This window comes from Phaeobacter sp. CECT 5382, from assembly GCF_001457775.1.
GTDB lineage: Bacteria > Pseudomonadota > Alphaproteobacteria > Rhodobacterales > Rhodobacteraceae > Pseudophaeobacter.
Window position 1 is genome coordinate 16069 of sequence record NZ_CYSG01000027.1, and the last position, 14228, is coordinate 30296.

Sequence of the window (14228 nt, forward strand, 5' to 3'; positions counted from 1 at the left end):
CATCAAAACGCCGCCAGCCGTCAAGGCGCGGCACCCAGAGGAGGACTGAATATGTTTACCCATTCAAATCTCGACGAGCTTCAAAGTCGCCTTGACGGCATCGTGCAAGAGGACCCTGAAAATGGTGTGTTTCGCGCCCGTCGCGACATGTTCACCGACGAAGAATTGTTCGAGCTGGAGATGAAGCACATCTATGAAGGCAACTGGATCTACATGGCCCATGAAAGCCAGATCCCCAACCCGGGGGATTATTTCACGCTACACATGGGTCGCACGCCCGTAGTCATCACGCGCGACAAAGATGGCGAGCTGAATGCGCTGGTCAACTCATGCTCGCACCGCGGTGCGATGCTGTGCCGGTTCAAGCGCCGCAACCAAAAGACATTTACCTGCCCGTTCCACGGCTGGACATTCGCCAACACAGGCAAGTTGCTCAAGGTCAAAGACCCCAAGGGCGCAGGCTACCCAGAGCAGTTCAACAAAGATGGCAGCCACGACATGACAAAAGTGGCAAAGTTCCAAAACTATCGCGGCTTCCTGTTTGGCTCGCTGAACGCGGATGTTGCTCCGCTTGAAGAATACCTTGGCGAAGCCTGCAAGATGATCGACATGATCGTCGACCAGTCCGAGGACGGCATGGAAGTGCTGCGCGGCTCGTCCACTTATACCTTCGACGGCAACTGGAAGCTCCAGGCCGAAAATGGCGCGGATGGCTATCACGTCTCGGCCGTTCACTGGAACTATGTTGCCACCACGTCGCACCGCACCGTGGACGGCAAGGAAGACAATATCAAAGCGACCGACGCCTCCAAATGGGCCAAGCAAAAGGGTGGTTTCCATTCCTACGTGAACGGGCACTTGCTGCTGTGGACAACATGGGACAACCCGACCACACGCCCCAACTATGGCCGTCTGGACGAATGGACAGAAACCTACGGCAAAACCAAGGCCGAATGGATGGTCGGGGTTCTGCGCAATCTGTGTGTGTATCCTAACGTCTTCCTGATGGACCAGTTCAGCAGCCAGATCCGCGTGTTCCGCCCGATCAGTGTCGATAAGACCGAAGTCACGATCTATTGCATCGCGCCCAAAGGTGAAGATCAGGCGTCACGCGCACTACGAATCCGCCAGTACGAGGATTTCTTCAACGCTTCTGGCATGGCAACACCCGATGACACCGAAGAATTCCGCGCAACCCAACGCGGCTACGCAGGGGCCGCGCACGCCAAATGGAACGACATCTGCCGGGGTGCGACCCAGTGGATCAACGGACCGGACGAGGATGCAAAAGCACTGGGGATCAATCCGATCCTGTCAGGCGCACGCACCGAGGACGAGGGTCTGTTTGTGATCCAGCACAGCCAGTGGGCCGAGCGTATGTCGGCAGCTGTCGCCAAAGAGCGCGAGAATGCAGCCCACGCCCAAGTTGCGGCTGAATGAGGGGATAAGATCATGACAACTGCAACACTCGAAAAGACATCATCGCTGGGTTTCGAAGACATCCAGGCCTTTCTTTACGCCGAAGCGCGCGCACTCGATGACCGTGACTGGGATACGTGGCTGGGTTTTTATCACGCCGACTGCCCGTTTTGGATGCCGGCCTGGGACGATGAGGACATGCTCACTGAAGATCCGCAAAACGAGATGTCCCTGATCTATTACCCGAACAAATCGGGCATCGAGGACCGCGTGTTCCGCATCCAGACGGATCGCTCGTCCGCTACGTCTCTGCCAGAGCCGCGCACACAGCACCATCTAGCCAACATCGAGGTGCTGAGCCGCAAGGGGGTGCAGATCAAGCTGCGCTTTAACTGGCACACGCTGACCTACCGCTATGGTACCACGGACAGCCATTGGGGAATGTCGTTTTATACGCTGGACACCTCTGGTCCCAAGCCACTGATCACGGACAAGAAAATCGTGCTCAAAAACGACAAAATCCACCATGTGATCGACATCTACCACATCTGAGTCAAGCAAATTGACCGGTTTCGAACATCCCGCGCGCCCACCAATGGGCGCGCGATCAAGGGAGGAGTATGCCATGACAACCTATAACGTAGCCCTGAATTTCGAGGATGGCGTGACCCGCGTGATTCAATGCGAAGACGATGAAATGGTGACCGAGGCCGCCTTTCGCCAGAAAATCAACATCCCGATGGATTGTCGCGACGGCGTCTGCGGGACGTGCAAGTGCTTTGCCGAAAAGGGCCAATTCGAGCTGGAATTCTACCTTGATGAAGCGATGACCGAAGAGGAAGCCGCGCAAGGCTATGTCCTGACCTGCCAGATGTCACCGCTGAGCGACTGCGTAGTGCGAGTGCCGGCGACTTCGGCGGCGTGCAAAACCGCGCCCGAGCCTGTTTCTGGCGAAGTACTGGGCGTTGACCGCCTTTCCGAGACATCGTTCGGCCTTCGGGTGAAGATGGCCAAGACTGTTGTCTTTCTGCCCGGTCAATATGTGAACGTGAGCGTGCCGGGCACAGACAAGCACCGCTCCTATTCTTTCTCTTCCAAACCAGGCGCGGATGAGGCGCAATTCTTGATCCGCAATATCCCCGGTGGTGTGATGAGCAACTATCTGGGCGAGCGGGCCAAGGGAGGGGATGCCATCACGCTGACCGGCCCGATGGGCACATTCTATCTGCGCCCGATGGAGCGCCCGCAGCTGTGGCTGGCCGGTGGCACCGGCCTTGCGCCTTTCCTGTCGATGCTGGAGCATTTGGCCGAGCAGGGCAACGAGCAGCCGATCACGCTTTATTATGCCGCAACACGTGCGGCCGATCTGGTGGAGCTGGACCGTATTCACGCTCTCGCCAAGCAGATCGGCAATGTCACTGTGATTACGGTTCTGGCCGCCGAAGAGGACCCGCACGGGCGGAAAGGGTTCGTGACCGATCATCTGTCTGCGGATGACTTGAACGGTGGGGATGTCGATGTCTATCTTTGCGGTCCGCCGCCCATGGTGGATGCGGTGCGCGGCCACTTCGGCACGCTAGGTGTGCAGCCTGCGAATTTCTACTTCGAGAAATTCAACCCGACAGAAGCAGAGGCGGACGCCGCATGAGCCGCCGCTTTGAAGACAAGGTAATGGTCGTGACCGGTGCCGCCCAAGGCATTGGCCGCTGCGTGGCGGAGCGCGCGGCGGCCGAGGGCGCAAAGGTTCTCATCGTCGACCGCTCGCCCGCACGCGCCGATGTGGTTGCGGCGATCCGTGCCAGCGGTGGCACGGCAGAGGCGATCAATGTCGATCTTGAGACGTGGAGCGGTTGCGATGCGGCCATGGAAAAAGCGCAGAGCCTTTGGGGCCGGATCGACATCCTGATCAACAACGTGGGCGGCACCATCTGGGCCAAACCGTTTGAGCACTACGAGCCGGAACAGATTGACGCCGAAGTGCGCCGCTCGCTGTTCCCAACCCTCTATTGCTGTCGCGCCGCGATCGAGCGGATGCTGCCGAATGGCGCAGGCGTGATCGTCAACGTTAGCTCGATCGCCACACGCGGGCTGAACCGTGTGCCCTATGCAGCGGCCAAGGGCGGGGTGAATGCCATCACTGCCAGCCTTGCGTGGGAAATGGCCGAACGCGGCATTCGCGTTGTAGCCACGGCACCGGGTGGCACCGACGCGCCTGACCGCGTGGTGCCGCGCAATCCCAACGCAGAGCAGGAACAACGCGCAGACTGGTACCAGATTATCGTCGATCAGACGATCCAGTCCTCGCTCATGAAACGGTACGGAACACTCGACGAACAGGCAGGGCCCATCCTGTTTCTGGCGTCGGATGATGCCTCCTACATCACTGGCCTCACTGTGCCCGTGGGTGGCGGCGACCTTGGATAGACCCGCATCAGAACGGTCTGCATTTATAACTGGAGGAACCAACATGAAGACGACAACGCTGGCGGCCCTTGGCCTTGCCACCACCATCGCTACCACAGCCACTGCCGAGGATATCAGGGTCGGACTGCTGTTGCCCTATTCCGGTGTCTACGCGGCACTTGGCAACGAGATCGACGCAGGCTTCGAGCTGGGGCTGGAGCAATTCGGCAGCGAGACAGATGCGACGTTCGAGATTGTCCGCGAGGATACCGAAGTCAAGCCACCGGTCGCGTTGGGCAAAGCCAAGAAGCTGATCTTGCAAGAGAATGTGGACGTGATCGCGGGTATCGTAAGCTCAGGCGTGTTGGGTGCTGTGCGCGATATGGTCCACGGTGCAGCTGTGCCGCTGATCGTTGCGAACGCGGGCAATGACGGGGCGACGGGCGCAGACTGCTCGCCATTCATCACGCGCATGTCGTTTTCCAACGGTCAGGTGAACCGCCCGATGGGCACATGGATGTATGAGCAGGGTGTTCGTAAAGTCTACACCCTGGCGCCTGACTATGCCGCCGGTCGTCAGATGATCGATGCCTTCGAGGCGACATTTACTGCCGCAGGTGGCGAGATTGTCGGGCAGGATTTCACGCCCTTCCAGAAGACACAGGATTTTGGCCCCTACCTGACCCATGCGAAATCCAGCGGCGCAGATGCCGTCTATGTCTTCTATGCGGGTGGCGAGGCGATTTCCTTCGTCAAGCAATACGACAGTTTTGGCCTGAAACCTGAACTGCCGCTTTACGGATCGGGCTTCCTGACCTCATCGCTTTATGTGAATGCACAGGGTCCTGCGGCCGAGGGTGTGATTGCGGTGTCCCACTATGTGCCGACAATCGAAAATGATGCAAACGCGAAGTTCGTGGATGGATTTACAGCCAATGTTGGCCGCGCCCCGTCCGAGTTTGCAGTTCAGGGCTATGACGCCGCACGCGCGTTGATCGAGGCGACAAAAGCAGGCGCCACAGACCGTGCCTCACTGGCCAATGCCCTGCGTCAGGTTACATTCGACGGACCGCGCGGCACATTGTCGATTGATCCTGCGACCAACAACATCGTTCAGCCGATCTATACTTACGAGACTGTCGCACGTGCAGATGGCCTCACGCAGAAGGTACTGGCCCAGCTGCCGTCCGAGGCCGATCCGGCCAACGGCTGCGTGATGGATCCGGTATCTAACTAAAAAATAGCAACCCGGCTGCATTTCATGGCCGGGTTTTTTCATGTGGGGGGGAGGTCCTAAAATGATAACCGATCTTGGCTTCTGGACACTTCAGGCGCTCAACGCGCTACAGCTGTCGATGCTCTTGTTTCTTCTATCTGTCGGCCTGACCGTGATCTTTGGCTTGATGCATTTCGTGAACCTTGCCCATGGCGCGCTGTATGCATTGGGTGCCTATTTCGCGGCGTCTGTTGCTGCGATGTGGGGCTATTGGGCGGCGCTATTGCTCGCACCGGTGGCTGTCGCGGGGGTGGGCGTTCTGCTCTACTCCGGCTTTATCCAGCGCATGCGCAAATCGGGGCCGATGGCACAGGTTCTGGTGACTTTTGGCCTGATCTTTGTGCTGTTGGATATGACCCGTATCGTCTGGGGCGACCTGCCGCTTGCAATCGAAGTGCCTGCTATGCTGGGCGGACGGCTTGCGGTTTTGGGGGTCGAGTATCCGACCTACCGCGTGTTCATCATCGTGCTTGGCCTTGTGGTGCTTGGCGGCCTCGCCTTCGTTCTGGGGCGGACACAAATCGGCGCAATGATCCGTGCGGGGGTGGATAACGACGAGATGGCCGCCTGTCTGGGTATCAACGTTGAACGCCTGTTCTTTTGCGTGTTTTGTGTTGGCTGCGCGCTGGCGGGTCTTGCCGGTGTAGTGGCGGCACCACTGCTTAGCGTCTCGCCCGACATGAGTCTGCAAATCCTGATCCCCACGCTGATTGTAATTGTGATCGGCGGGCTTTGTTTGCTCCAAAGGGGCGTCGCAGGGGCTCTCCTCTTCGGGTTTGTGCAGACATTTGGTGCCGTGCTGGCGCCGCAACTCTCCTCCGTTCTCATCTACGCGCTGTTGGCTGCGGTCCTTGTGATCAAGCCTGTGGGCCTCTTTCCGGCGAAAGGATAGATCATGTTCCGTCACACGCCTTTGCGGTATGCGGCCTTGGTGCTTCTGGCATCGGCTGCCCTTTTTCAGGCTTTTACGGCCCAATACTTTGGTCTTGAGATCCTCACCGAAATTCTGATCCTCGCTATGCTGGTGCTGGCGCTTGATATGGTCGCCGGATTTGGCGGCATGGTGTCCCTGTGTCATGGCGCGCTGATGGGAGTCGGTGCATATGGCTATGCGGTGCTGTCCACCACGGCGGGTTTGACCCCGCCGGTGGCGATGGGTGCGGCAGTGGCTATCACGGCCGGCCTCTCATGGATCATCGGTGCGATCTGTTCGCGCAGTCATGGCATCTATTTCATCATGGCAACACTCGCCTTCGGGCAGATGGCCTATTCATACGTCTTCGAGGCCCCGATCTTTGGTGGAGATGATGGCCTGGGCGGGATCGAGCGTCTTGATCTGTCCGTCGTTGGCATTGATCTGAACGACACGCGCACATTTGCGTTGTTTTGCCTTGTGGCACTTGCCGCGATGTATGGGCTGGCTGTGGTGATCCTGCGCTCGGGCCTTGGCCGCTCCTTCTCGGGGGTTATGCACAATGAGCAGCGGATGCGCGCGCTCGGCCTCACCGTTTGGCGGGTAAAGGCCGATGTCTTTGGCCTGTCGGGGATGATCGCCGGGGTAGCCGGCGTTCTGGCAGCACAACACATCATGTATATCTCACCTGGCTTGATGGCCTGGACCGTCTCGGGCGAAGCGCTGGTTGTGGTGATCCTTGGAGGGCTTGGCACACTTGTCGGGCCGCTGGTGGGGGCCGCCGTCTTTGTGGTGCTCAAGCATGAGCTGAGCTCATTGACGACCCACTGGCACCTGATCGTGGGCGTCATTCTGATCGGTGTCGTGATGAGCCGCGCCAACGGGATTTTTGGTTTTATCGAAGATTTCGTCGCAGCGCGCAGCAAGTCCGCAAATACAAACCCCAAAGCCAGGGAGGGGACAAAAGATGCTTGAAACACGCAATCTGGACAAAAGTTTTGGCGCGGTGCACGTCACCCGTAGGGTCTCGCTCAAGCTTGAGCGCGGCGAGCGGCGGGTGATCCTCGGGCCGAATGGAGCGGGCAAGACGACGCTCTTCAACCAACTGGTCGGTGAATTGACGCCCGATAGTGGCAGGGTGCATCTGGCGGGCGAGGACGTCACTGCCTTGCCAGTGGCCAAGCGTGCGCGCCAAGGATTGTCACGCAGCTATCAGAAAAACACTTTGTTTGACGGCCTAACCGTCGAAGAAAACCTTGGCCTCGCCGCCGCGATCTATACGGGCAACGCGACACGTATCTGGTCCGACAGCCTTGGCAAAGCGGAGGTGCGTGAGATCGTCAGGGATGTGGCCAATCAAGTTGATCTGATGCCATTCCTGCACGCAAAAGTCTCCGAAATCAGCTATGGTGTGCGCCGTCAGTTGGAGGTGGGTGTGGCGCTGGCGACCCGCCCGCTGGTCCTGCTGATGGACGAGCCAACAAGCGGTGTGGGCCCAGAGATGGCCAAAGGGTTCCACGACCTGCTCAACAACCTGCCGCGTGACCTAACCTTGTTGATTATCGAGCATGACATGGATCTTGCCTTTGATGTGGCCGATACGATCACCGTGCTGAACTATGGCGAGGTGGTCTTTGACGGGCTGCCGGATGCCGCACGCGGCTCTGACCTGCTCAAAGAAATCTATCTGGGGAGCTGGGAAGATGCTTGAACTGAACGCAGTGAACTCCGGCTATGGCGAAACCCAAGTGCTCTACGGCATGAACGTCACGGCACAGCCTGGCAGGGTTCTGGCCATTCTGGGGCGCAACGGAGCGGGTAAATCAACCACGCTCAAGACGATCATGGGGTTGTTGCCGACAAAATCGGGCACAATCACATTCGACGGCGCACCCATTGCCAAACGCCCTTTTGACATCGCCAAGTCCGGAATCGCCTATGTGCCCGAGACACGCGATATTTTCCCCTCACTGAGCGTGCGGGAAAACCTCGAGTTGGCCTCGAAACGCTTTGGCGGTGGCGCGTGGACGATCGAGCGGGTGATCGACCTGTTCCCACGTCTAGGGGAGCGGATGGACAATGGTGGCATGCAGCTGTCGGGGGGCGAGCAGCAGATGCTGGCCATCGCCCGCGCCCTGCTGATGAATCCGCGCTTGTTGGTGCTGGACGAGCCGACAGAGGGGCTTGCCCCGATCATCGTGAAGCTGATCCATGACAAATTGCAGGATCTGCGTCGCGAGGGCCTGTCGATGGTGCTGGTTGAGCAGAACTTTGGCTTTGCAACATCACTTGCCGATGACGTTGTCGTCGTGGGTAAGGGCCAAGTCGTCTGGAGCGGGAGCGCTGCCGAAATCCGTGCCGATGCCGAAACACAGCACAAATGGCTGGGTGTCTGAAAGCGGGAGGCTTTAACTGGCCTCCCGCGCCACGCCCTGCGCGACCTTGATGAAATTCTGCACATGCACGCCCTGTTCGTCCAGGCGGTAGTTGACAGAGAGGGAGGTGCGCGCAATCTCCGGCTCGATCCGCAGAAACTTAATTCCGTTACGCGGCGCGGAGCCTACTGAGCTGGGCACGACACAGACGCCCTCGCCAATCGCTACAAGGCTCAGCGCGGTATGCAGGTCCATGGTGAACACCCGCTTTGGCACCGGAAACCCTGCATCTGTGCAGGCGTTGATCACCGTATCGGCATAGCTCGGGCGGGGGTGTTCAGGGTACAGGATCAGGTTGTGCGTTTCCAACCGCCGCAGGTCAGCGACCTCGCGCGTCCCGGTATCCAACGTGTCGGGCAACGCGAGGATCAGATCCTCTTTAACCAGATGCTTTACCGCAAACTCGGCATCATCCAGCGCGGGACGGGCGACAGCCACATCAATCATACGCGCCACCAGGTGCTGACGCAGATGGGCATTGTTCATCGGCTGGAGACTCAAGTTGATCGCGGGATAGGCAGCACGGAATGCTCTGATGATGTTGGGCAATATCCCGTAAGTGGAGGAGCCGACAAAGCCGATGCGCAAGCGCCCTTCTGCCCCTTGACCTAGCCTGCGCATTTCCAGCTTTGTATCGTCCAGCAGGGCAAGGATCGCCCGGCTCCGCTCCAGCAGTTTCTCGCCCGCTTGCGTCAGGCTGATCGCACTGCGGCCGCGGTTGAACAGAACAGCCTCCAACTCGCCCTCGATCTGTTTGATCTGACGGCTGAGCGGGGGTTGCGCCATATCCAGCCGCTCTGCGGCGCGGCCAAAATGCAGCTCCTCCGCTACGGCGATGAAATAGGTCATCTGCTTGAAATTCATTCCCCCCCTCCACGTAAATGGCGCTTGCCCGCAAACAGCCCTCCCAAGCAATCGTCTGCAGCTTGCTACCTTAAACCGCGTGTGTGCACAAAAAAAGGGCCTCCGCGTCAGCAGAGGCCAGTCTCAAGGAGATTTTGTGTCTTACTCGGCCGCGACGGCCTCCGACTTGATGACAAAGTCAAATTCGAAGTGCAGGTCAGTCTTTAACTCGGGCGCCGCTTTCTTGAATGTGCCGATCAGGCTTTCCTTGACCGCGAATACGCTGTCATCGTCGAGCCATTTGCTCTCGGCATCGTAGATTTGGCTGATCAGTGGGCGGAAGCCGTCTTTGGAGATGATAAAGTGCATGTGTCCTGGGCGGTTGGGGTGGTGCCCCATATATCGCAGCAATTCGCCTGCCGTCTCGTTGTCAGGGATCGGGTATGGAACAGGACGCACGGCGACAAAGGCATAGTGGCCATTCTCGTCCGTCTCGAAACGGCCGCGCAGGTTGTATTCCGGCTGGTCGGGGTCGAGGTTTTCGTACACGCCGTTTGGGGCATCTTCCCAGACATCCATCTGCACACCGGCAACACCCTTGCCGCTCGCGTCACGGATATACCCCTCAAAATAAGCGGTTTCTTCGTCGTCATAATGTTTTTTAATGGTCGAAGCACCTTTGGGCAGAACCGGAGGGTTTTCACGGTAAAATGGACCAAGCACGGTGGATTCGCTCTCGGGGCCGTCAACCGGGTTGGACAACATATCCACCAGCACTTCGACGCCGAGGATATCGCCAAGCAGGATGAATTCCTGACGGTTCTCGTCACAGGTCTGGCCCGCACGCTTGAGGTATGCACACCCCTCGAGGAATTCGCCGTGCTGCAAGTTCACGTCTTTGCAAAATCCATGCAGGTGACGGATCAGTGATGACATGATCTCGCGCTGGCGGTCGGTGATGTCACCGTGCTGGCCCAGGCTGGCGATGACGACGTCGCTGATGTTGTCAATGTTGACGATACCCATTTTTCTTCCTCCAAAGTGGCAATGTAGGTGCGGTTTGGGCGCCGCATCGGACGCCCCTTGGAGGGTACCGTCTGCGAAAGGAGCCCGCGATCCAATGCCGTGGGCGGTATCGCGTAATACCTGCATCGGTATGGCGATATAAGCAGCGCTCGTGGCACGACAGTGTCAGGGATATGAAGAGGACAACCAGATGATTGATACTTTCCATGATATGCAGGCAAAGCTGGAAGCCACGCCGCATCTGCTGCGCCTCGGGCGTTTGTTTTCCGAGACGGTCCTTGTTCAGGTCGGAGATGACGAGATCTACCTGACCTTCGAGAACGGGCACTTGACCCAAGTGACCGAAGGCCCCAGCCGCAAGACACCGTGGCGTTTCGCCCTGCGCACCGATGCAGATGCGCTCACGCAGTTCTGGCAGCTGCTGCCAGCACCCGGGTTTCACGACATCTTCGGTCTGTTGAAAATCGGTCGTGGCAATATTGATGGTGATATCCTCTGCCTCGTCAAAAACCTGCGCTTTTTCAAAGAGTTTATGGCGCTTCCCCGCGCTGCACGAAAGGACGCCGCATGAGCATCGAGCCTATCATCGGCCGCTACCTCACTGTCACAGTTGAAGGCGCGCCGCGCCGGATCTATTTCGAAGAAGCCGGACAAGGCCGTCCTGTTTTGTGCCTGCATACGGCGGGTGCGGACACGCGCCAATGGCGGCATCTGATGAATGACGCGGGCATCACGGCGGCAAACAGGATGATCGCCTTTGATCTGCCCTGGCACGGCAAATCCCTGCCGCCCGAAGGGTTCGAGACAGAGGAGTATCTGCTGACGACGAAGGCCTACATGGAGACGGTTCTCGCCGTGATTGATGGGCTGGGGCTGGAGCGTCCCGTGCTTGCAGGCTGTTCCATGGGAGGCCGCATTGCGCTGCAATTCGCGGCTCTGCATCCGGATAAATTCAGCGGCTTCATCGCAATTGAGGCGTCGGATTTCCAACCCGCGTGGTATGATATCGACTGGTTCCACCGCCCCGATGCCCACGGCGGCGAAATGGGCGCGGCGCTTGTCTCCGCCAATATCTCGCCCTTTGCGCCCAACGCCGAGCGGTGGAATACGCTGTGGATGTTCATGCAAAGCGGTCCGGGCGTGTTTCGGGGTGACCTGAGTTTCTACACCAAGGATGACAGCCTGATTGCGCGTCTGGGGGACATCGACACGGGCAAAACGCCTGTGCATCTGATCGTAGGCGCCTATGATCTGACCTGCACACCCGAAGACTCCAAGCGCACAGCAGATGCGATCAAGGGGGCGACCCTTGCGGTCATGGACGAGCTGGGCCACTTCCCAATGAGCGAGCATCCGGACGGCTTCCAGCCGTTCTTTGTCGATGCGCTGGCGCGGATGCCTGCGAGAGAGGCCAAATGAGCACCCCTTGTATCATCTGCGTTGCGATCACCGGATCATTGCCGACCAAAGCCAACAACCCTGCCGTGCCTGTGACAGTCACGGAACAGATTGAAAGTACGCACGAAGCGTTCGAGGCAGGGGCCACCATCTGCCATGCCCATGTGCGCAACAAGGATGAAACACCGTCTTCAGACCCCGAGAAATTCGCGCGGCTCAAAGAAGGTTTGGAAAAGCACTGCCCTGGCATGATCATCCAATTCTCGACGGGGGGACGCTCGGGTGCTGGCGAGACACGCGGTGGCATGCTGCCGCTCTCGCCGGATATGGCGTCGCTGTCGGTGGGGTCCAACAACTTCCCGACACGGGTGTATGAGAACCCGCCCGATCTGGTGGACTGGCTTGCAGCGCAGATGCTCAGGCATAATGTGAAGCCTGAGATCGAGGCGTTTGATCTGTCGCATATCCTCAAGGCCAGGGACATGGTCGACAAGGGCCAGCTGGCGGGCACACCGTATGTGCAGTTTGTTATGGGGGTGAAAAACGCCATGCCCGTGGACCGTGATGTGTTCGACTATTACATACATACCGTTCGCCGCCTGTTTGGAGCAGATGCGCCGTGGTGTGCTGCGGGTATCGGTGCGCAGCAATTCACACTGAACGACTGGGCGATCGCCTCGGGTGGCCATGCGCGCACGGGGCTGGAGGACAACGTCCGTCTTGATCGCGATACGCTGGCACCATCGAACGCCGGTCTTGTGACCCGCGCCGCGCAATTGTGCGAGAAATACGAGCGGCCGGTGGCCGATTGGCGGCAGGCCCGCGCGATCCTTGGATTGAGAGAGCTGTCCACATAGAAAAGGAATTTGAAACAGTGCAAGCCGCCCTCGATGGTATGTTGGGCGATGGCATGTAGATCGCGGCGGGTGGCCGTGGTCTGTGCGGCATCCCAGTGTCGGCGAGAACGCGGAATTCATGCGTCAGTCTCTGTCAGGCGAGCTGGAGCCGGAATTCAACCCGCAAGGCACATTGGCAGAGCCGATGCGTGCTAGCGGTGCGGGTATTCCGGGATTCTAGACCAAAACCGGCGTGGGCACCGTGATTGCCGAAGGTTAGGACGTAAAGTACTGGCGCGGTCAGGATTACATCCTCGAAGAGGGCATCTTTGCCAATCTCTCCACCGCCAAAGCATGGAAGGCGGACGCGACGGGCAACGCATTATTCGGCAAGACAGCGCGCAATTTCAATCTGCCCGCTGCCATCCGCGTAGGAGAAAGTCGACTTTAAGACCGAAACGATAGATGCTGCACAGGTATTGAATGCTCGGGACGTCACCTCAAGGGAGGATCTGCCCCGCTCTTCATTTTACTATTTTTGCATGAGGCTCTAAAAGCGACAAATCGTCTGGCGAGTGACGTCCACCAACACAAAATTAAGGCGTCCCCATGGCCACCAATACGAAGCTGCACCCCCGCAATCAACACTCAGAAGGCTACGATTTCGCGCGCTTGGTGGCGCAAACGCCTGAGCTTGAGGCTTTCACGATCTGTAACCCAGCCGGTCAGACGACGATTGACTTTCAAGACGTGAGGGCCGTCCGGATGCTTAATCGGGCGTTGCTAAAAACGCATTACGATATTGATTTTTGGGACATTCCCGCCGGCTATTTGTGCCCACCAATTCCCGGTCGCGTCGACTACATCCACTATCTCGCCGACTTGCTTGCCGACAGCAACAACCAGGAAATCCCGCGTGGGCGTCATATCAAGGCGTTGGACATCGGCACCGGTGCGAGCTTGGTTTACCCCCTTACGGGCCAGAGCGAGTACGGCTGGCACTTCACTGGCGTCGACATCGACACGGGCGCGATCAAATCGGCACGGCAAATTTGTGACTTCAACACGTTGGCAATTACCCTTAGGCGTCAAAGCAAACCCGAGAATATCTTTCGCGGTGTGATCCAGCCCAACGATGCTTTTCATGTAACTATGTGCAATCCACCTTTCCATGGGTCTATCGAAAAAGCGAATAAGGGTACCCAACGTAAGTGGGCGAACCTTGGCAAAGGGCGTTCAACAAAACTCAACTTTGGTGGTCAAAATGCTGAGCTTTGGTGTCCTGGGGGCGAGATAAAGTTTATTGCTCGCATGGTTGAACAGAGCACGAAGTTCGCCAACCAGTGCCTGTGGTTTACCTCGTTGGTGTCGAAAAAGGATAACCTCCAGCCCCTGAGCCGAATTCTAGGCAAAGCCAGGGTTACTGACTATAAAGTCGTGGAAATGGCACAGGGACAAAAAACCAGTCGCTTTATTGCTTGGACTTACATGAAGAAAAATCAGCGTTCCTCGTTTTCGATGAACGCTCGGACATAGGGGGCACTCGTCGCAGTTCTGTAGTGCAGTTCATGTCTGCTTCGGTGCCAGAGACGCAATGCGCCGTCCTGAATCACTGGTGCCAGTGGGCTTTGTTGCACAAATCGGTTTCTGAGGGGACTTCCCCTTTCCCCGGACGGAAT

15 protein-coding genes and 1 pseudogene are annotated in these 14228 nt (G+C 58.1%); 14 read left to right on the forward strand and 2 right to left on the reverse strand.

The window, feature by feature from the left end:
- Positions 1 to 51 precede the first annotated feature (51 nt).
- From benA to PH5382_RS18295, 9 genes are all read left to right on the forward strand, one after another.
- On the forward strand, positions 52 to 1440 hold the full coding sequence (gene benA / locus PH5382_RS18255; protein ID WP_058335822.1) for a benzoate 1,2-dioxygenase large subunit: 1389 nt from the start codon (positions 52 to 54) through the stop codon (positions 1438 to 1440).
- A gap of 12 nt (positions 1441 to 1452) precedes the next feature.
- On the forward strand, positions 1453 to 1971 hold the full coding sequence (gene benB, locus PH5382_RS18260) for a benzoate 1,2-dioxygenase small subunit (protein WP_058335823.1): 519 nt from the start codon (positions 1453 to 1455) through the stop codon (positions 1969 to 1971).
- A 73-nt stretch (positions 1972 to 2044) separates the two neighbouring features.
- Positions 2045 to 3067, forward strand: coding sequence for a benzoate 1,2-dioxygenase electron transfer component BenC (benC, locus tag PH5382_RS18265; RefSeq protein ID WP_058335824.1), 1023 nt, complete (start codon positions 2045 to 2047; stop codon positions 3065 to 3067).
- A complete protein-coding gene (gene benD / locus PH5382_RS18270) occupies positions 3064 to 3843 on the forward strand; it encodes a benzoate diol dehydrogenase BenD (protein WP_058335825.1) in 780 nt (259 codons plus the stop codon). Before benC ends, benD begins: the two co-directional genes overlap by 4 nt.
- A 43-nt stretch (positions 3844 to 3886) precedes the next feature.
- The gene (locus tag PH5382_RS18275) at positions 3887 to 5059 is read left to right on the forward strand and encodes an ABC transporter substrate-binding protein (RefSeq protein ID WP_058335826.1); all 1173 of its coding nucleotides are present in this window, start codon (positions 3887 to 3889) and stop codon (positions 5057 to 5059) included.
- Between the two features lie 61 nt (positions 5060 to 5120).
- A complete protein-coding gene (locus PH5382_RS18280) occupies positions 5121 to 5990 on the forward strand; it encodes a branched-chain amino acid ABC transporter permease (RefSeq protein WP_058335827.1) in 870 nt (289 codons plus the stop codon).
- Between the two features lie 3 nt (positions 5991 to 5993).
- Positions 5994 to 6986 carry a branched-chain amino acid ABC transporter permease gene (locus PH5382_RS18285; protein WP_082645753.1) on the forward strand — a complete coding sequence of 331 codons (993 nt, stop codon included), beginning with the start codon at positions 5994 to 5996 and terminating at the stop codon, positions 6984 to 6986.
- Positions 6979 to 7722, forward strand: coding sequence for an ABC transporter ATP-binding protein (locus PH5382_RS18290; protein ID WP_058335828.1), 744 nt, complete (start codon positions 6979 to 6981; stop codon positions 7720 to 7722). The genes PH5382_RS18285 and PH5382_RS18290 overlap by 8 nt, the downstream gene beginning before the upstream one ends.
- Positions 7715 to 8407, forward strand: coding sequence for an ABC transporter ATP-binding protein (locus tag PH5382_RS18295; protein ID WP_058335829.1), 693 nt, complete (start codon positions 7715 to 7717; stop codon positions 8405 to 8407). The genes PH5382_RS18290 and PH5382_RS18295 overlap by 8 nt, the downstream gene beginning before the upstream one ends.
- Before the next feature lie 12 nt (positions 8408 to 8419).
- Here PH5382_RS18295 and PH5382_RS18300 read toward each other — a convergent pair whose 3' ends face one another.
- Together PH5382_RS18300 and PH5382_RS18305 are read right to left on the reverse strand one after the other, a co-directional pair.
- Positions 8420 to 9310 (reverse strand): LysR family transcriptional regulator, encoded by an 891-nt coding sequence (locus PH5382_RS18300; protein WP_058335830.1) that lies wholly within the window; start codon positions 9308 to 9310, stop codon positions 8420 to 8422.
- 141 nt (positions 9311 to 9451) lie between these two features.
- On the reverse strand, positions 9452 to 10315 hold the full coding sequence (locus PH5382_RS18305) for a dioxygenase family protein (protein ID WP_058335831.1): 864 nt from the start codon (positions 10313 to 10315) through the stop codon (positions 9452 to 9454).
- A gap of 190 nt (positions 10316 to 10505) precedes the next feature.
- On the opposite strand from PH5382_RS18305, the gene PH5382_RS18310 reads away from it, so the two are divergent.
- The 5 genes and pseudogenes from PH5382_RS18310 to rlmF all read left to right on the forward strand — a co-directional run bounded on the left by PH5382_RS18310 (position 10506) and on the right by rlmF (position 14085).
- Positions 10506 to 10886 carry a hypothetical protein gene (locus tag PH5382_RS18310; protein ID WP_058335832.1) on the forward strand — a complete coding sequence of 127 codons (381 nt, stop codon included), beginning with the start codon at positions 10506 to 10508 and terminating at the stop codon, positions 10884 to 10886.
- Positions 10883 to 11734 carry an alpha/beta fold hydrolase gene (locus PH5382_RS18315; protein WP_058335833.1) on the forward strand — a complete coding sequence of 284 codons (852 nt, stop codon included), beginning with the start codon at positions 10883 to 10885 and terminating at the stop codon, positions 11732 to 11734. Before PH5382_RS18310 ends, PH5382_RS18315 begins: the two co-directional genes overlap by 4 nt.
- Positions 11731 to 12570, forward strand: a complete 840-nt coding sequence (locus PH5382_RS18320; protein ID WP_058335834.1) for a 3-oxoadipate:acetyl-CoA acetyltransferase — start codon at positions 11731 to 11733, stop codon at positions 12568 to 12570. The genes PH5382_RS18315 and PH5382_RS18320 overlap by 4 nt, the downstream gene beginning before the upstream one ends.
- A pseudogene (locus PH5382_RS19575) lies at positions 12567 to 12973 on the forward strand (CoA transferase subunit A); the annotation flags it as partial. The gene PH5382_RS18320 and the pseudogene PH5382_RS19575, both read left to right, overlap by 4 nt.
- A 185-nt stretch (positions 12974 to 13158) precedes the next feature.
- Positions 13159 to 14085 carry a 23S rRNA (adenine(1618)-N(6))-methyltransferase RlmF gene (gene rlmF, locus PH5382_RS18325; protein WP_058335835.1) on the forward strand — a complete coding sequence of 309 codons (927 nt, stop codon included), beginning with the start codon at positions 13159 to 13161 and terminating at the stop codon, positions 14083 to 14085.
- Positions 14086 to 14228: the final 143 nt, after the last annotated feature.